Raw genomic sequence first — 19,882 nt, forward strand, 5'->3', positions numbered from 1 at the left:
TATATATGAGTACGATTATTATCATCGACTGGATCTTATACATCTCACTTGCATCGTGTGTAGCTTATTTGCTTTTCTATGCCATTGCATCGTGTTTCTATCACCTCCCCCATTTCCCTAAAGCATTAATGAACCGTCGTTTTGCCGTACTTTTCCCGGCTTACAAAGAAGACCGGATTATCATAAAGAGCGTACAACGGTTCTTGGAACAGGAGTACCCGAAAGAATTATTTGATATCATCGTCATTTCCGATCAAATGTTACCCGAAACGAATGAAACGCTCGAACAACTGCCTATTCGTTTGCTGAAAGCGGATTATACGGACAGTTCAAAGGCAAAAGCACTCAATCTTGCCGTAGATGCCATGGAGAAAGAAGCTTATGAAATAATCGTCATTATGGATGCTGACAATGTTACCACTCCCTACTTTCTGACAGAAGTGAATCGTTCCTTCGATTCTGGATTACAAGCTGTGCAGGCACGTCGAACCGGTAAAAACCTCAATACCGATATTGCCATTCTCGATTCGGTGAGTGAAGAGATCAATAACAGCATTTTCCGTAGCGGTCACAATGCAATAGGATTGTCCGCCAGCCTTTCCGGTTCCGGGATGGCTTTCGATGCCGACTGGTTCAAGCAAAACGTAAGATCGTTGAAAACGGCAGGAGAAGATAAAGAGCTGGAAACACTGCTCCTGAAGCAACGTATCCACACAGGATACCTACAGTATCTCCCAGTTTACGATGAGAAGACGCAAAAAGCCGATGCCATCAAGCATCAGCGCAAACGTTGGATAGCCGCCCAATTTGATGCCTTGTCTTCCGTATTGCCAGACTTCCCGAAAGCTTTGCTCCGAGGTAACATAGATTATTGTGACAAAATCCTGCAATGGATGCTTCCGCCAAGATTGCTTCAACTTGCCGGAGTGTTCATGATAACACTGATTGTTGCTATCATCAGCCCGTGGGACGCAGCTATAAAGTGGTACGTTTTATCGGGCGCGCAAATTGCAGCCATGCTGCTCGCAATCCCACGCACATTGTTCAACAAACGATTACTCAAAGCTGTCATGCAACTTCCTTTACTGGCATTTGCCATGGCAGGAAATCTATTTAAACTGAAAGGTGTAAACAAAAAATTCATTCATACGGAACATGGAAGCGATTGATCACTTATTACTAAGGAACGAATCACTAACCATATATTTACTCACGAACATATCATTTATTACCATAATACCACATACTAATGAAAATTGCCATTGAAGCCCAGCGAATCTTTCGTCCGAATAAACACGGGATGGATTTTGTAGCTTTGGAAACGATCCGGGAGCTACAGAAGATAGATCATAAAAACGAATACTTTATCTTCGTCAGTCCCGGACCCGACCATTGCCTGAATGAAAGTGAAAATCTCCATATCGTAGAACTCAGGTGTCCATCCTATCCCCTATGGGAACAAATAGCATTGCCTCGTGCGGTCAACCGTATTCAACCTGACCTTTTACACTGTACCAGCAATACGGCCCCTATCCGCCTGTCCGTTCCATTAGTATTAACTTTGCATGATATCATCTTTTTGGAAAAGCGACAATCAACAAGTTCTTCCATCTATCAGGAGATGGGTTGGCATTACCGCCGGCTGGTCGTTCCACGTATTCTCAAGAAAAGCAAGAAGATCATTACGGTTTCCCAATTCGAATGCCACCGAATCCGGGAAGCATTAAATCTATCGAAAGAGCAATTAACGGCTGTGTACAATGGTTATAATCCTTATTTCCGTCCATTGCAACCGGCACCAGAAATTACACGCAAATATATCCCGGCAGATGACTACCTTTTCTTTCTTGGGAATACCGACCCGAAAAAAAACACACCACGTGTTCTGCGCGCATATAGTTTATACCTGAAAGAATCTAAGCGGAAACGTCCTCTATTGATAGCCGATTTGAAAGAAGAAACTATCGATGCCATCCTGAAAGCCGAAAAGCTAACAGATATCAAGCCCCATCTATCCTTTCCCGGCTACATCCCCAACACTGACCTTGCAGCGCTCTATAACGGTGCTTTTGCCTTTCTTTACCCTTCGCTCCGCGAAAGTTTCGGAATTCCCATGTTGGAAGCGATGGCTTGTGGAACGCCTGTCATTGCCGGCAACACATCCGCCATGCCAGAAATAGCCGGAGATGGCGCACTGTTGGCCGATCCATTGGATGCGAACGATATAGCACATAAATTATTGTTGCTGGAAGAAGACCTTTCTTACTATCAGCAGCTAAAAGAATACGGGTTGCAACGTGTCAAGCAATTCTCTTGGAGAAAAAGTGCGGAGGCGTTATTAATCATCTATCAATCAATAGCAGCCGAAGAATGGTAGTGCAAATTCACTATCAACTTTATCGTATCGGTATTGGAGTACGAGGAGGCATAATTGTCGGACCGCTATTGTCCCGTTTATCAAAGACAAGGTCGCGAAGCAACTCGTACACCAATCCCCCTACATCCAGTCCCAGTGTAAACTTCTCGAAACGATAGTAAGGTATTACAATCGGCACTGTTTCCCAACGGCCTCGCATGGCATCGTAATATCTTTGTACTCCCACCTCCATGCCGAAACGTTCAGACATATCAAAAGACATGGAGGCACCATACACATTGGTACTCATCCCATAAGAATTTCCCAAATCATATGAACCGAAAACTTTGAAAGTAACTTTGTCGGAAGGGTGATAAAGAAAAGCACCCGAAGCGCTGAATGATTGCCCTGCGAAATGAGTCATATTTATCTTCATGACATTGGCACGTACCTGAAGGGCAAATTTATCATTAAATGCATGCTGAAATCCCAACGAAGCTTCATTGAAGCGTCCGATGCCCGGCAAACTCGTCTGTCCACCTGTACCAAACAATACTCCTTGTGGAAATTGTTTCAGAATACCGCGCGTACTGTAGTCACCCCGGAAAATGGGAGAAGGATTGGTATAATAAGGCAAATGAATATTCTCCTTAAGAGAGAAATTGGGTAAAGCATTCAACTCTTTAAGCGGGTATACCGGATATGTTGTAGACTTTTGAGGAAATATTTCAAGGGGAGCAAAATGCAACGTACTTCCCGAATTCGGAAATACAATATCACGTATGATACGTATACTATCTCCGTATTCCTGTGCTGGCAGCAACCGAGGTACAGCAATCAACAAAAAGAACAAAACTAAACGAATCGGCAATCCTGGTGGGTTAATTCTCTGTTCCATACGTCCCTCCTATATTTTATGTTGATTATGAAAGCAAAGATAATGAAAGCAAACATCAACCACAAATATTATTCGACTTTTCTTAATCACTCTTTGACCATTTCTAATCAAAGCTTTGTTCTGGTTATTTGGAAATTAGCTCAAAAGTGTATAATGACAAATTATACGCGACATTCTTCCTCGAAATGGAAAGCAATAGGATTCTTCTAGCAGTTTTTTATAATGAAATTAGAGGAAGATATTTTACATTTATCATCATCAGAAACTGCACACATTCCTTAACTCCGAGGAACACCTTGGAGATCACCGATGAAGGGGGTGTTGCTCACCGATGAAGAGGTCCTTGATCACCGAGGAAGGAGCCGTTGATCACCGAGGTAAAACAGGCATTCTAAATATTTAATTATCAACAATTTAAAATCACACTTAACTATTAAACATCTTACCTCGAAAAAACAGAGGAAGAGATTTGGTGTACGAAATATTTATACGTATCTTTGTTTGTTCATCATAAGCTCTGATTCTAAAGAATGAAACAAACAAGAAGCGAAATTACCTCGGTTTTGGTCAGTGTCGTTATACCGGTTTATAACACCGCTGATTACGTGCGGCAAGCCGTGGAAAGCATTTGCACACAGACACTCCGGGAAATAGAAATCATCATCGTGGATGACGGTTCTTCGGACAATAGCTGTGAAATACTGAAAGAGTTGTCAGCCAATGATACGCGAATACGGCTCTATCAGCAAACAAACCAAGGACAATCTGCTGCCCGTAACACCGGAATGAAGCATGCAACCGGAAAATATATTTATTTCATGGATAGCGATGATCTACTAGACAACGAAGCTTTGGAATGCTGTTACCACAAATGCGAAACGCAGCAATTGGATTTCGTATTTTTTGATGCAGAGAAATTTTATGATACGGAAAAAAGCCATACCCCCGACCTCTACTATTCACATACGAAAGGCTTGGAAGACAAAACATACATTGGTACGGAAGCACTTGAAGCCCAACTAACCCGTCATCAATTTACTCCTTCGCCCTGCTTGAGTTTCATCCGCCTCTCATTCCTGCAAGAGTGCCAAATAGATTTCTATCCACGCATTCTCCATGAAGATCAACTTTTCACAATGCAACTCTATCTCAAAGCACAGCGTACGGGTCTCATCCACCGCACCTTTTTTCATCGTCGGATGCGTTCAAACTCTATCATGACACGCTGCTTTACTTGGAACAACATGAAAGGTTACCTCACTGTCACCCGAGAACTGCTGTGCATGAAGAACCATTTCACTACCGGACAAAGAGCCTTAACCGATCAATTTCTCAGTCAAATGTTGGATGCAGCTGTTTGGGAAGGACACGCACTGCCACTGGAACAACGCATCAAATTATTGATGCTCTGCCTCCTGAACCACAAAAGATATGTTCAATGGCGCACCTTGGCAGTGCTGATGCTGAAAAGAAAAAAATAAGATAATATTGATAAACCTCAAATGGCACACAATCTCAAACAACAACTTTTTTCAGGGGTCTTCTGGACTGCTCTCGCTAAATACAGCGGTATCTTTATTTCGTTGATTGTGGCAGGAGTACTGGCACGCCTGCTCTCTCCTGAAGATTTCGGTATCGTAGCTATCGCTACGGTAATCATTGCCTTCTTCAACCTTTTCACCGATGTAGGCATCTCCCCTGCCATTATACAAAATAAAACGCTGACAAAGCACGATCTCTCTGAGATTTTCTCATTCACGCTTTGGATGGGAATTTCACTTTCAACACTTTTTTTCTTTGCATCATGGCCCATAGCAGCGTATTACAACAGTCCCATTTTGCGCACGTTGTGTCAATTGTTATGTGTCAATCTGTTCTTTGCTTCGGTCAACATCGTGCCTAACGCACTGTTTTATAAAAACAAAGAATTCAAATTCATTGCCATCCGTAGTTTCGCGGTACAAATCGCAAGCGGTGCCGCAGCTGTAATCGCTGCATTGGGAGGAGCAGGACTATATGCACTGATCATCGCCCCCGTCATCTCGAGTCTGCTGCTATTCGTCATCTCTGTCAGGCGTTATCCGCAACACCCGTCCATGACTCTCGGCCTGAAGGCTCTTCGTAAGATATTCTCTTATTCAGCCTATCAATTCATGTTCAATGTCATCAACTATTTCAGCCGGAACCTTGATAAATTATTGATAGGAAAATATATGGGTACGGCTCAACTGGGATATTATGAGAAATCATATCGTCTTATGATGCTTCCATTACAAAACATCACGCAAGTAATCACTCCGGTGATGCATCCCATTTTCAGCGATTACCAGCACGATTTGGGACGACTCGCTTCCGCTTATGAACGTATCGTGCGCCTGCTATCCTTTATCGGCTTACCCTTGAGCGTACTCCTATTCTTTACTGCCGAAGAAACGACGTTGATCGTCTTTGGCAGTCAATGGATACCATCCATACCGGTTTTTCGCATTCTGACACTTTCGGTAGGTGTACAAGTGATTCTCTCCTCTTCTGGGAGCATCTTCCAAGCAGCAAGAGACACACGCAGTTTATTCATTTGTGGAATATTCTCAAGCATTCTTAATGTCAGCGGCATGTTACTTGGCATCTTCTACTGGAGAACATTGGAAGCAGTGGCATGGTGCATAGTCATCACTTTCTGTGTGAACTTCGTTCAGTGCTACTGGCAAATGTACCGCGTAACGCTCAACCGCAGCATGTGGCCTTTGTTACAACAGTTTACTTCTCCCATTATAGTAAGCATGCTTATAGCAGCAGCACTTTTGCCATTACATTATTATATTGACAACGAAAACATTTTTTTGACATTAATATTGAAATGTATGACAAGTTTCATTATCTTTGGTGTCTACATCCAAGTTACCCACGAGTACAATCTACTGGAGAGATTACGTAAGCTGGCGGGAAAGGTGAAAAAGAGATAACTTTGCATATACATACAATGGACAAAACAAACATAAAGATACTATTCCTCATTTTCCATGGATTCAATGAGGCAAACGGTATCAGCAAAAAAATACGTTACCAAGTCAAAGCTTTGCGCGCTTGCGGAACAGATACACGTTTGTGTTATTATGACATCGCTCCCGATGGACATCGCCTTTGGAAAGCGGAAGAACAGGTAATAGCCGATCTAGGCACAGGTAAAATGGCAAAAATAAAAAAACGTATCTCATTTCATCCTATATGTGAGTATGCACGCAGAGAAGGTATCGACATCGTTTACATTCGTTCGTATCATAATGCAAATCCATTCACCATCAAGATGGTGAAACAATTGAAACGCCAAGGAACTAAAGTTATAATGGAGATACCTACTTACCCTTATGATCAAGAATATATCACCTTTCGTATGAAATTGGAGTTGATGGTGGATAAATGTTTTCGCAATAGACTTGCACGTCATCTGGATGCAATCGTTACATTTTCTGATGCCTGTAATATATTCGGTGCCGACACAATACGTATTTCAAACGGAGTAGACTTTGATGCCATACCGCTTAAAAAACAGTCCAACAATAATCCTAGCGAACTCCATCTGATCGGTGTGGCGGAGGTACATTACTGGCACGGATACGACCGACTGATTCACGGTTTGGCTGAATATTACCGCACCAATCCTGATTTTAAAGTTTATTTCCATTTAGTGGGAGATCTGACAGGTGAGCGCGAACGGCAAGACATCTTGCCTGCCATCCGAGAAAACAAACTGGAAAATTACGTCATCATGCATGGAGCGCGTCACGGTAAAGAATTGGAAGAACTATTCGAGTTGTCAGATTTCGGTATCGGAAGCCTTGCCCGCCACCGAAGCGGAATAGATAAAATAAAAACATTAAAAAACAGAGAGTATGCTGCTCGTGGCTTGGCTTTTACTTACTCGGAGACGGATGAAGATTTCGATCGACAACCCTATGTATTGAAAGTTCCGGCAGATGAAAGCCCCATAGATATCAAACAGATAGTCAAGTTTTATAGATCATTGTCGGTATCTCCTAAACAGATAAGAGGATCAATCCTCGATTTATCATGGACAAATCAAATGCAAAAAGTGATACAAACAGCAACTTCAGACCATCTGATCAATTATAAGAACTAACAAATAATCAATACTATGAATACTCTGTGGATTGAAATACTTTTCTGGATAGCCCTTTTCATTGTGTTTTACACTTATTTGGGCTATGGCATTCTACTTTATCTGCTTGTAAAGGTTAAAGAGCTTTTTGTTAAGTCACCAGTCCGTAGCCTGCCACCGGAGAATGAATTACCCGAAGTAACTCTATTCATCACTGCTTTCAATGAAGAAGAAGTCGTAGATGAGAAAATGGAAAACTCACTGGCATTAGACTATCCTACAGATAGATTGCATATTGTATGGGTGACAGACGGAAGCAATGACGGCACCAATGAACGACTTCTTACTCATTGGAATGGCAAAGCAACCCTGCTTTTTCAACCCGAACGCCAAGGAAAAACGGCAGCCATGAACCGGGGAATGAAGATGGTGGACACACCTATCATCGTATTTACAGATGCTAATACGATGATAAACCGGGAAGCTATCCGCGAAATCGTGAAAGCTTTCCAAGACCCGCACGTAGGTTGCGTAGCAGGAGAAAAGCGAATCGCTGTGCAAACGAAAGACGGAGCTGCTGCCGGAGGGGAAGGCATCTATTGGAAATACGAATCGGCTTTGAAAGCACTGGACGCACGACTTTACTCTACAGTAGGTGCAGCGGGAGAATTATTTGCCGTTCGCTGTGAACTATTCTGTGAGATGGAGAGGGATACATTATTGGACGACTTCATTCTTTCACTACGCATAGCAATGAAAGGACATAGTATCGCATATTGCACCGGAGCTTATGCTATTGAAAGTGGCTCAGCGGATATGCATGAGGAAGAGAAACGTAAAGTACGAATCGCTGCGGGCGGCTTGCAATCTATCTGGAGGTTACGTTCATTGTTAAACCCTTTCCGATACGGAGTATTGAGTTTCCAATATATATCCCACCGGGTACTCCGATGGTCAGTTGCTCCGGCATTGCTGTTTCTGTTACTACCGGTAAATATACTGTTAGTTGTCATGGGAGCCACTCCCGTCTTATACGGAACAATCCTTGTGTTACAAATGTTATTCTACATCCTAGCACTTGGAGGATACTACCTTTCAACCAAACGAATCAAAAACAAAATACTTTTCGTTCCCTACTATTTCCTTTTTATGAACATTAACGTGCTGAAAGGAATCGGTTATTTGAGAAAAAGGCATGGAATAGGAGCATGGGAAAAAGCGAAAAGAGGAAGATAAAAAGTATAATAACAATTTTAAATCTAATAAAGTCATGAAACGAATATTGCATGACGCGGACAATGCAGAGAGAATTTTAAAACTAACAGCAGACACAATGATCCTCGTGTCCAAAGAGGGACTTTGTGTAGATGTTAAGACGAAAAGCGACCTCTGGTTTCTGCAGGAAGACTATTTACTGGGAAAAGACATATTCAGTTTACTACCACTCCATACACGCAGGAAAATTACTCCAAACTTTATGCATGTATTGAAAGAGCAAAAAAGTATCAGTAAGAACTATAAATTAGAGCTAAAGGGGGAAGTATACTATTTCAAATGCATAATGTATCCCTATGACGATATGGTTTTGTGCCAATACCGGGACATAACTGCCCGAAGCAACGTAAAGCTGCAATTGGAACGAACCAACCATGAATTGAAGGAGATACAAAAAGCAGCACTCATCGGACAATGGAAATACAATAGCGAGGAGGGTATCTTCTACTATAATGGATTTACAAAGATCTTTTGTACCGACAAACCACAATCAATCCCAATAGATAAATACATGGACTATATTGTGGAAGAAGATAAAGAAGTTTTCTGCCAATGGCTGTATAAAAACGAAGAGGAGTTCAATGAAGATAGTATTGGATATAGAATCTATTACGAAAATACAATCTTCTATCTTCGCATTCAAACTTGCCTTAGAGAATTGCGTCCTAACGGAAGTGTCTATCTGGAAGGGTATATACAAAATGTGACAGATATACAACGTCATCGGAATGATATAAATATACTGACTCATGCCATCAACAACGCCAAAGAGTGTATATTTGCCGCTCGGGAAGACGGAAGCATCATCTTTGCGAACAGGCAATTTAAGCAGAATCATCAAGTTCCGGAAAATCAGGATCTTGGTAAGTTAAAAGTATACGATCTAGTAGGCGACTTGCATTCACTGGAAGCCTGGCAAAGGAGATACAAACAGGTCAAGCCAGGTGAAAGTGCAGACTTTATTGCTTATCATCCTCAGAAAAATAACAAAGAAGTATTGGCATCGCAAGGTACGCTCTACCATGTGACAAGCGATGAAGGAGAAAGTAGTTACTGGTCGTTCACCCATGACATCACAGAACGCTTGCGGTATGAATCGCAAATCAAAAGGATGAATCGTATCATGGATACAATCATAGAGCATCTTCCTGCAGGCATCGTTGTGAAAGATATCAATAATGATTTTCGGTATATCTACCGGAACCGGGAATCTTACAACCGTGAAATACAAGTGGAAAATGCCATCGGAATGAATGATTTCGACTTCTATCCTCGAGAAATAGCAGAAGAAAAACGCATGGAGGACAAAGAAATTGTCAACACTAAAAAGGGGAAACACTTTATTTTGGAAGTGAGAGATAAAAACAGCAAGCAGCTGATTCTCGACAAGCAAAAGATCATGGTGGAAAGTGAGGACTTTTCGCCTATCATCATCAGTATCGAATGGGATATAACCCAATTAGAACTAATGAAACGGGAACTGTTGGCCTCTAAGGAAAAAGCGGAGACCTCGGACAACCTCAAGTCTGCTTTCCTCGCAAACATGAGTCATGAGATACGTACCCCGCTCAATGCCATTGTCGGTTTCTCACGCATCATTGCCGAAAGCGAGGATGCCGAGGAGAGAAAAGCATATTACGAAATAGTAGATGCCAATAATGAACGCTTATTGACACTAATCAACGAGATACTCGATCTGTCAAAAATTGAGTCAGGCATAGTCGAGTTTACTTACACCCCTGTACGGTTAGAAGGACTGTGTAAAGAGATTTACGAAGCACATACTTTCCGCACTCCTCCAGGTGTCGATCTTATTTTTGAACCTTCCGACGGATCAATCATTATTGAATCAGATAAGAACCGTATATTCCAGGTATTTTCCAATCTGATAGGGAATGCTTTCAAATTTACAGAAAAGGGAAGTGTCAGTTATGGATACCACAAAAACGGCAACCGAATCCTTTTCCATGTCACTGACACCGGAACAGGCATTGCTCCGGATAAAGTCGGAAAGGTCTTCGAACGTTTCATGAAATTGAATAATACGGCACAAGGTACCGGCCTGGGATTATCTATCTGCAAAACTATTTTAGAGCGATTGGGGGGAGACATTACCGTTTCATCTATTTTGGGTAAAGGGACAACCTTTTCTTTTTGGTTACCGGATACATCTTCTCATCCTGAGACTCTCATTCAGAAGGTCACAAACGATACTTCTTATCAGTCAAACATAGAGTCTAAAAAGGAGAATATAAATCCATCCGATGTCATTCCCCAGCCAGCTTCAGCTAACAAAAAGAAACAAAAATCAACCATTCTTATTGCAGAAGATACAGATAGCAATTATGATTTACTGAATGCCATACTTGGAAAAACATACGATCTGGTACGTGCGCGTGATGGTATAGAAGCAGTAACCCTTTTTAACGAAGTAAAACCGGATCTTATATTGATGGATATCAAGATGCCTAATCTTGACGGATTGGAAGCCACGAAAATTATTCGTGAACTTTCTACAGACGTACCGATTATAGCGCAAAGTGCGTATGCATATGAATATGACAGGAATGCCGCAGTAAATGCAGGTTGCACGGATTTCATTCCGAAACCGATTGCACAAGATAAACTAAAAGTAATAATAAAAAAGCATTTAGGAATCTAAATCGTAATTCTCTATTCACATATTCGAAACAGACATTAGTTTATAAATAACTTATTGCATTTACTGTTGAACTGAAAAGATAACACATTAGAACAATTATGGGAAGAAAAGCCGTATCAAAACTTTTTTATTACTTATCAATCTTGTTAACAGGGCTTTTGTCAATCATCACATTGGCAGGAGCCTTATCCTCGTTTGTATCTCCAACACAATGTATCATACTGGCCTTTATCGGATTGGCAATGCCGGTATTGCTACTGCTGAACGCAGGGTTGATAATCTATTGGTGTATGCGCTGTCGTATTTGGCTACTTCTTCCGTTTATTGCAATCCTTGGCAATTGGGGATATATGAGCCGAGTCCTCCGATTTTCTAATCCCAATGTATCAAAAAGCACACTCATAGTAAGCACTTATAATGTAGATGGCTTCAACAGAGACCTGACCGGATATACTTGCAAAGAAATAGCCCGGTACATGAAGAATGAGCAGGTGGACATCCTATGCATACAAGAATTTGCTGCGGTCAAAGAGTTTAGCATTGATAGTATAAAAGCTGCTTTTTCCGCATGGCATTATGTTGCCATCCCCCAACCGACCGATGGAAAGGCTATTCTCCAAGTTGCCGTATTCAGCAAGTATCCTATTTTACACACTCATTTGGTAACTTATCCGGATAGCAAGAATTGTAGCATGTGGTGCGATCTTGACATCAATGGGCAAAATATACGTATCTTTAATAACCACTTACAAACGACTGAAGTGAGCAGCAATAAAGTTCGTTTGGAAAAGGAACTCCATACAGAAAATATCACTGGTACCGAATATGCAACGTTACAACTAGCAAAAGGGTTAAAAGAGAATTTCATAAAACGTGCCACGCAAGCCGAGCATATGCAAAAACTTATAGCAGCATCCCCCTACCCCACACTGGTATGTGGTGACTTCAACTCTTTACCCTCTTCATATACATACCACATCATGAAAGGCACTAAACTTTCGGATGGCTTCCTATCCGCTGGTCATGGGTATATGTATACTTTTCGTTATTTCAAAAAATTATTGAGGATTGATTATATCTTTCACTCGAAAGAGTTCAAGGTAGAAGATTACGTCTCTCCGTATTTGGACTACAGTGATCATAAACCGGTAATGATGAAGGTAGAACTGACTGCTGACATTCATTAATCCATCTATAAACTTAATTCCAATAAATCGATATTAGATGATATCGTTACTTACAGAAACTCCACAAAATAAAAACCGCCCCAACAGCTGGGACGGTTTTTATATTTATCCATAAAGAGTTAGCTACTCTACTTCTTCAAGGGAATTTGGCACTGCCTCAAATTGACCTTTTCCGGTAACTATATATTTCATAGTATATACACCGGCACCTTCAGCTTTGTGTACATCAAATGTCACTGTATAATAGACATCTACATCAGCAACAAGGTCGGCATCAGGATAAGTCGCTTCAAGGGCACTCGTAAAGGCTCCTTCAGCAATATGTTTCTTAACCTCGGCAACCATTTCTTCATCTGACATATCGGGATAATAAGGCTTCAGGTAATTAGGAGACATTTCTACATTACCATAATAAGAAGAACATCCAAAATAGAATTCAGCAGTACCATAACTATCAACCCAAACTCTATCTGTCTTATTTTCTTTTACCCATTCAACAACATGTTTCAAGAAAGCTTTAGAATCAGCATCGCCTTTGGTAAGACGAATCGTGACACTCGGATCAAATTTCCACTTTTCACCATCAAACACAAATTGGTCTGTTACAGTAACAATATTTGTATTCTTCGTCCACACTCCATTAGTCAATACATATTCTACAGCGGATGTGGTCGTACCTGTACTTGTATTATAGAAATAAACAGCTGCTTTGGCATCCCCTTCATGCGCATATGGGAATTTTAGTCCCATAAATTGCGGCAAATAATTATCAGGATTATAAGAAGAAGAGAAGCTGTTGGTAGAAATACCCATTTGCTCATAATCGGAAGGATTAACTACTGCAATATCGTCAGCAATGTTCCAATCACTTCCATCAAATTGATAGATCGCATACATCTTCTCAGTAAGAGAAGCACGAGTGGCATATTTAGCACGATTAGCAGGAGTTGAAGCCACAACTGAAGTTGCAATTGTGTAAAAATTCTTATTAAAAGCACCAATAGTATAGCCCGTTACAATTACCTCTTGCCCTTCGAGACTTTCATCAATAAGTCCTGTCTGAGGATAAGAAATAGCTCCTTGCAAATCAGTACCATCAATTTTAATATTATAGATCTTATTGCCAGAACCAGATGTACCTATAATCAATTCTCCTTTATAAGTAACATACCGTACACACAGTGCAGAAGCATAAGCTGTCACATCTTCACCTAACATTTCAAAAGGTTTTGGATAAGTGACAGATACATCTTCTTTATTTATTTTAGTGACAGTAGCAGTTTCTTTAAACTGATTCAAACCATTATATACTGAAATATCACCCGATACGGACACGATATCTCCGATTTTATTCGAAGGTGCGGCTTTCTGGAATACGAGAATGGAACCAGTACCATCATTCATAAGGAAACCTTGTCCATAAGTAGCCACAACCTGACCACGAACATTATATTTTCCAACAGGTGCCAAAGCAACTTCACCGATAGATTTTGTTGTTGGAGTGGTTCCGGCAGCAGCTATGTTAACAACCATCGTGTTCACTAAATTTCTGCTGACATTACTTCCGATCAGATAACCATTAACCGTTACTTTCTGTCCTACCAATTCAGGATCTACAATACCTGCAACCGGATATGAGAATGTACCGATTGCACTAGCCGCGCCTTCGATTTCTGTAATGTTATAATAATTACCGTCAAGGATTAATTTACCTGTATAGCTGGCAGCCTTTAAAGTCGGTGTATTAAGATATGTATCCAAAGCAGCACCATCCATTGATTCAAAAGCAGGATATTCAAAACTTTCAGCAACTTCCAGTTTTGTAACCTCAGGAGCCGGAGTATTTGAGAATTGTTTTAATCCAGAATACTTGCTAGTCGTACCTTTTACTTCTACAACATCACCTAGAGAGACATTGGGCATATCATACTGATACACTAATATTGAACCGGTACCGTCACCAAGTAAAAAGCCTCTTGAATAAGTAGCAAGTACACTTCCTTTAGCTGTATATTCTCCGTCAGCCCCACTAATTATATCAACTATTTTAGTATAGGGATCCACTTCACCACCATCACCGGAAGGTTCATTGGAAGAGAAGTTGTACTCTACTCTGACGTAATCTCCTGCCTGAGCGTCAGGCTGAGTATTCTTCAAAATACGCGGAACAAAAGTAGAGGCTGGCTTAGCCGGTGTGAAATAAGAATATGACTTATCATCCCATGCCATACTATAATCGGCATCCTTTAATTTATAAGCTTCTGCACCTTCCACTTGGGCAAGATATGCCGGAGCATCTATTAACTTGTCATAAGTCAACTTGACTGCCGAACCTTTATCACCTGTATACCATTTTTCTGCAATGAAGTTTGGAAAGAACTTTTCTGAACTGGCTAGTTCAGTCATATAATTCTTAGTTTTTACATTGGCTAATGCAGTAGTTATACCAGGAAATTCTGTCTCCAACGTTTTAGCTAATGATTTATTTGCTTTATTGTCTGCAATGGCTGTATAATCCGCTTTTGTCAGAGTATATTCAACCTTCTTTACATCTGTTATCTGACTTGCATCATCCAACCCTTCAAAATTATCCTTGTTATAGTCACAAGCCACAAACAATAAGGATGTTGTTAAGGCTACAAATAAAAATTTCTTTTTCATAATCTCTATTTACTAAGTTAAGTTAGAAATTAATTTTTAATCTGACACTAAAGGTACGTCCAAATCCATAAAACACACCATAAGCAGTCTGCCAGTCGTGTTTATCTCCGTCCGTTGCTTCAGCAATGTATTCCTGATTGAAAATATTATTGATATTTCCATAGAGTACGGCACCTACTCCTCCCACTTTGAAGCTATAACTTGCATTCAAATCAAAATAGCTATAAGTCGGTATACGCCATGGCGTCTCAAAAACCTTCGTACCATCAAGTGCAATATCACTTGAGCTTAAAGACCAATCTGCATAATTACGTGCAGCAAGTGTCCAATCAAGCCCCATACGCAATCCTTTGGTTATTTCTACATTAGCCCCTAAATAAGCTGTTAATTGAGCCGATCCGCCTTCTTTTACATCTTTCAACTTCAATTTCATTGTAGAAGGATTCAAACCATTTTTATAAGCATCAACCGTTACAGGCTGATCTTTACCGTCAGCATCTTTTATTGTTGTACTGGCTATAAATTGTCCATCTACAGTAAACTGGCCTTCCGCATCATTAGCCCAATACCAGTTACCATATGAGAACATACCATTTATGCTAAGCCAACGAAGAGGTTGTGCCGTAAAATCCAATTCTATACCTTGGTGGATAGAGTTAACACCTTGCATATTAATGACTGCCCGGGCATTGGATACATTCTTTGAAGGATCGTATTCTTCATTTATATTACCGTCATAAAAAGAAATATCGGTAGATTTTGCCATAGTCTTATCCATCCATTTAGTATGATAGATATTCAAATTTGCACTAAAATACTTCGAACGGAAGCCATAACCTAATTCTGCTGAGAATATCTTCTCATTTACAGCATCCGGATTCAAGGCATTACTGGTTTCTTTATTCAAAAACACGCCGCTTGAGAAGAAGGGGGCACGGCTTATAAAACCAATGTTACCATATACATTATGTTGTTCAGTTAAATTATAGTTTAAACCGCCCTTAGCAGTCCAGCCCATAAAATTGACAACATCTGATTTTGCATGGGCAGCATCATAATAGAAACGGTCATACCGCCAATATCCATTATTAGAAATAGAACCGGCAACAAATGCGCTCAGTTTATCTAAATTATATTCTCCCTGTGCAAAGATGCCTTCCGATACGACATAACCGTCATAGTCACGATATACTACATCACCCACTCCTAATTTCTGATTAACATAAGCACTTCCGGCAGCTGCAGCGGAATTATTTTCTACAGAAACATTTTTACGTGAACTTGAATCAACATAATACTTACCGCCATATAAATCCACTAACTCATTCGTATGTGTACCTTTATAATATCTGAAATCAATACCACCATAAAAATCAAAATTCTCACCAAACTTAGTAGTATAAGTAGAAAGCAAACCGTACCAATTATGATAATTCTTAGACTGAGACATGGCCATAACAGAACCAATTTCGCTATTAGCATTCAAATCATAAATCTGATCATAGGCATATGTTCCGTCTACATTGCGGAAAGTCATATTAAGGACACCACGGTTACTTCCGTACCAATTGTTACGATCGGCTGTGGTCGATCCTTGTCCTGCGTATCCATAGCCACGACCAATAGAAGCATACAACGCTGTACTCAAGCTGGATTTTTGGTTTATCTGCCACAAGTGATTCAATGACAATTGAGGCTTATTATAAACATTATATGCAGAAACCTTACGTTGCCCGTCTATACCAAAACCATAGGAAGGATTATATTTATAAGGACTTTTACCATTCATATAATTTTTAGCAATTTTCTGCCAGCCTTCAATAGAAAGCCCATCTTTGCTGTTGCGCTGATTGTGCCACTGTGGCGCGCCAAAGCCGGTAAAGGATAACTGATGGTTTTCATTAAATCGTTTCGTAACATTAATAAACCAGTTGTAACCTTCATATTCAGTTCCTTGAACATAACCGTTACCCCAAGTTTTTCCTCCCATCAATGTCAAAGCCCATCCTGATTTGCTTAATCCGGTTGAAACATTTACCAGAATTTTATTCATGCCATCATTTCCCAATGCATATGAAACTGATCCTCCTTTATTAACATCAACAGTCTTAGTTATAACGTTGATAGAACCACCAACAGAAGGAGCGGCTACTTTTGAAGCTCCCAATCCACGCTGTACCTGCATAGAACGAGTCACATCAGAAAGACCTGCCCAGTTACTCCAATAAACGCCTCCCCATTCCATATCATTCATAGGAACACCATTTATCATCATTGCAACATTTTCTGTCTTAAAACCACGTACGATTACTTTAGAATCACCATAACCACCTCCCTGCTTTGTAGCATAAATACCCGGAGTAGATTTCAATATTTCCGGAAATTCCTGTGTTCCTAATTTTTCCTCGATAAACGTAGGACTAATGGTTGAAACTGCTACCGGAGTCTTACGAGCCACTGCTACTGATGAAGTAATGGTAACGTCCCCTAATGCAACTGCATCCGGTTCTAATCTTATTACTCCTAAATCAACCGTTCCTGCCACATTGATTTTCTTCTTAAATTCTTTATATCCAAGATACTTAATATTCAAGGTTTCATTGCGACCAATCTTTTGGCTGAATTTTCCATCCAAATCGGTAACACTACCTTGTGATGTACCGGCAACGGTTACGGCTGCTCCAATCAATGGTTCACCGTTTTCTGCATCCACAACTTGACCTTTCACTGTAGTCTGAGCAAAAGCTGTAACAGTAGAGCATACTGTCAGTATTGCAACCAGCAGGAAATGAATTAGATGTCTTCTCATAATTCTGTTTGTTAGTTAATAGAATTGTTAATTAATAATTGTTTTGAGACACAAAGATAATTAATAAGATTTAGAATTACGTTACGTTCGTATTTCATTTTTTAAGGAGAGTCAACATTTTATTGCAAAATAAAACAGTGAAAGCCTTGCAGTTGTGCTGCAAAGCTTTCCATTTATTATCATATATTTAAATTTACTATCAGACTATCACTGATATCAATCATTCATAAGCTTTCTGTAACGGACACGTTTTGGTTCTTCATTTCCGAGTCGTTTTAGCTTGTTTTCCTCATATTCTGAATATGAGCCTTCAAAATAGAACACATTGGAATCTCCCTCAAAAGCCAAGATATGCGTACAGATACGGTCAAGAAACCAACGGTCATGCGAAATCACAACAGCACATCCGGCAAAATCTTCAAGACCCTCCTCAAGGGCACGAAGCGTATTCACATCAATATCATTAGTCGGCTCATCAAGCAATAAAACGTTGCCCTCTTCTTTCAAAGCCATAGCAAGATGCAAACGGTTACGTTCACCTCCGGAAAGCACTCCACAAAGTTTCTCCTGATCAGCACCGGAAAAATTAAAACGGGAAAGATAAGCACGGGCATTGATATCACGACCACCCATACGGATTAACTCCGTACCTCCAGAAATCACCTGATAAACCGTCTTATTGGGATCAATATCTTTATGCTGTTGATCCACATAAGCTACTTTCACGGTTTCGCCTACTTCAAACTCTCCCCCATCCACGGTTTCCAATCCCATAATCAACCGGAAAAGTGTAGTCTTACCTGCACCGTTAGGGCCAATAATACCAACAATTCCATTTGGCGGAAGTACAAAATTCAGATCATCAAAAAGTAATTTATCACCATAAGCCTTAGCTACTTGTTTGGCTTCTATAACTTTATTACCCAAGCGAGGACCATTTGGAATAAATATCTCAAGCTTTTCTTCTTTCTCTTTTACATCTTCATTGATTAGTTTATCATATGAGTTCAATCGAGCTTTACCTTTTGCCTGCCGAGCCTTCGGAGCCAAACGCACCCATTCAAGTTCACGTTCCAGTGTCTTTCGGCGTTTGCTAGCAGTTTTCTCCTCCATTTCCATCCGTTTTGTTTTCTGTTCAAGCCAGCTGGAGTAATTGCCTTTCCACGGAATACCTTCACCACGATCCAATTCCAGAATCCATCCTGCCACATGATCAAGGAAATAACGGTCGTGAGTAACTGCGATAACCGTTCCTTCATATTGCTGAAGATGCTGTTCCAACCAATCAATAGATTCAGCATCAAGATGATTGGTAGGCTCATCTAGTAAAAGAATATCTGGTTTTTGTAATAGAAGACGGCAAAGAGCCACTCGACGGCGCTCACCACCGGAAAGATTCTCTACCAACTGATCTTCGGGTGGACAACGAAGTGCATCCATAGCACGTTCTAATTTGCTATCCAAATTCCATGCATCTGTCGCATCGATAATATCTTGCAATTCTCCCTGGCGACTAAATAGCTGATCCATCTTATCTTGATCTTCATAATACTCAGGTAGTCCAAATTTCTGATTAATCTCTTCATACTCATTCAGCGCATCAACAATCGGCTGAACACCCTCCATCACAATCTCTTTAACCGTCTTTGTATTATCTAAATACGGTTCCTGAGCTAAATATCCAACTGAGTAACCCGGTGAAAAGACCACTTCTCCCTGATAAGACTTTTCCAGTCCGGCTATTATCTTCAATAAAGTAGATTTACCCGAACCATTGAGACCGATAATCCCGATCTTTGCCCCATAAAAAAAGGAAAGATAAATGTTCTTTAATACTTGCTTATTGTTTTGGAATGTTTTACTCACTCCTACCATCGAGAAAATAATCTTCTTATCATCTACTGTTGCCATACCTAT

12 protein-coding genes are annotated in these 19,882 nt (G+C 40.4%); 8 read left to right on the forward strand and 4 right to left on the reverse strand.

The window, feature by feature from the left end; genetic code table 11:
* The first annotated feature begins 5 nt into the window (after positions 1–5).
* Both H8744_RS15830 and H8744_RS15835 read left to right on the forward strand, forming a co-directional pair.
* Positions 6–1,169, forward strand: coding sequence for a glycosyltransferase family 2 protein (locus H8744_RS15830; protein WP_262435769.1), 1,164 nt, complete (start codon positions 6–8; stop codon positions 1,167–1,169).
* A gap of 80 nt (positions 1,170–1,249) precedes the next feature.
* A complete protein-coding gene (locus H8744_RS15835) occupies positions 1,250–2,377 on the forward strand; it encodes a glycosyltransferase family 4 protein (protein ID WP_262435770.1) in 1,128 nt (375 codons plus the stop codon).
* A gap of 19 nt (positions 2,378–2,396) precedes the next feature.
* On the opposite strand, the gene H8744_RS15840 is transcribed toward H8744_RS15835, so the two are convergent.
* Positions 2,397–3,254 (reverse strand): hypothetical protein, encoded by an 858-nt coding sequence (locus tag H8744_RS15840; RefSeq protein ID WP_262435771.1) that lies wholly within the window; start codon positions 3,252–3,254, stop codon positions 2,397–2,399.
* A 530-nt stretch (positions 3,255–3,784) separates the two neighbouring features.
* Here H8744_RS15840 and H8744_RS15845 point away from each other — a divergent pair.
* The 6 genes from H8744_RS15845 to H8744_RS15870 all read left to right on the forward strand — a co-directional run bounded on the left by H8744_RS15845 (position 3,785) and on the right by H8744_RS15870 (position 12,495).
* Complete coding sequence (locus H8744_RS15845; protein WP_262435772.1) at positions 3,785–4,735, forward strand: glycosyltransferase family 2 protein; 951 nt, start codon at positions 3,785–3,787, stop codon at positions 4,733–4,735.
* Positions 4,736–4,756: 21 nt separating this feature from the next.
* Entirely contained in the window at positions 4,757–6,217 is a 1,461-nt protein-coding gene (locus H8744_RS15850) for a lipopolysaccharide biosynthesis protein (protein WP_262435773.1), read from the forward strand.
* A 32-nt stretch (positions 6,218–6,249) separates the two neighbouring features.
* On the forward strand, positions 6,250–7,392 hold the full coding sequence (locus H8744_RS15855; RefSeq protein WP_369411074.1) for a glycosyltransferase family protein: 1,143 nt from the start codon (positions 6,250–6,252) through the stop codon (positions 7,390–7,392).
* A gap of 15 nt (positions 7,393–7,407) precedes the next feature.
* Positions 7,408–8,607, forward strand: coding sequence for a glycosyltransferase family 2 protein (locus H8744_RS15860; protein ID WP_262435775.1), 1,200 nt, complete (start codon positions 7,408–7,410; stop codon positions 8,605–8,607).
* A 34-nt stretch (positions 8,608–8,641) separates the two neighbouring features.
* Complete coding sequence (locus H8744_RS15865; RefSeq protein WP_262435776.1) at positions 8,642–11,308, forward strand: hybrid sensor histidine kinase/response regulator; 2,667 nt, start codon at positions 8,642–8,644, stop codon at positions 11,306–11,308.
* 98 nt (positions 11,309–11,406) lie between these two features.
* Positions 11,407–12,495 (forward strand): endonuclease/exonuclease/phosphatase family protein, encoded by a 1,089-nt coding sequence (locus H8744_RS15870; RefSeq protein WP_262435777.1) that lies wholly within the window; start codon positions 11,407–11,409, stop codon positions 12,493–12,495.
* A 123-nt stretch (positions 12,496–12,618) separates the two neighbouring features.
* Here H8744_RS15870 and H8744_RS15875 read toward each other — a convergent pair whose 3' ends face one another.
* The 3 genes from H8744_RS15875 to ettA form a co-directional block, all read right to left on the reverse strand.
* Positions 12,619–15,156 carry a single stranded DNA-binding domain-containing protein gene (locus H8744_RS15875; RefSeq protein ID WP_262435778.1) on the reverse strand — a complete coding sequence of 846 codons (2,538 nt, stop codon included), beginning with the start codon at positions 15,154–15,156 and terminating at the stop codon, positions 12,619–12,621.
* Positions 15,157–15,178: 22 nt separating this feature from the next.
* The gene (locus tag H8744_RS15880) at positions 15,179–17,965 is read right to left on the reverse strand and encodes a TonB-dependent receptor (protein ID WP_262435779.1); all 2,787 of its coding nucleotides are present in this window, start codon (positions 17,963–17,965) and stop codon (positions 15,179–15,181) included.
* Between the two features lie 216 nt (positions 17,966–18,181).
* The gene (gene ettA, locus H8744_RS15885; RefSeq protein WP_262435780.1) at positions 18,182–19,876 is read right to left on the reverse strand and encodes an energy-dependent translational throttle protein EttA; all 1,695 of its coding nucleotides are present in this window, start codon (positions 19,874–19,876) and stop codon (positions 18,182–18,184) included.
* Positions 19,877–19,882 lie beyond the last annotated feature (6 nt).

Source organism: Jilunia laotingensis, assembly GCF_014385165.1.
Classification (GTDB): Bacteria; Bacteroidota; Bacteroidia; order Bacteroidales; family Bacteroidaceae; genus Bacteroides; species Bacteroides laotingensis.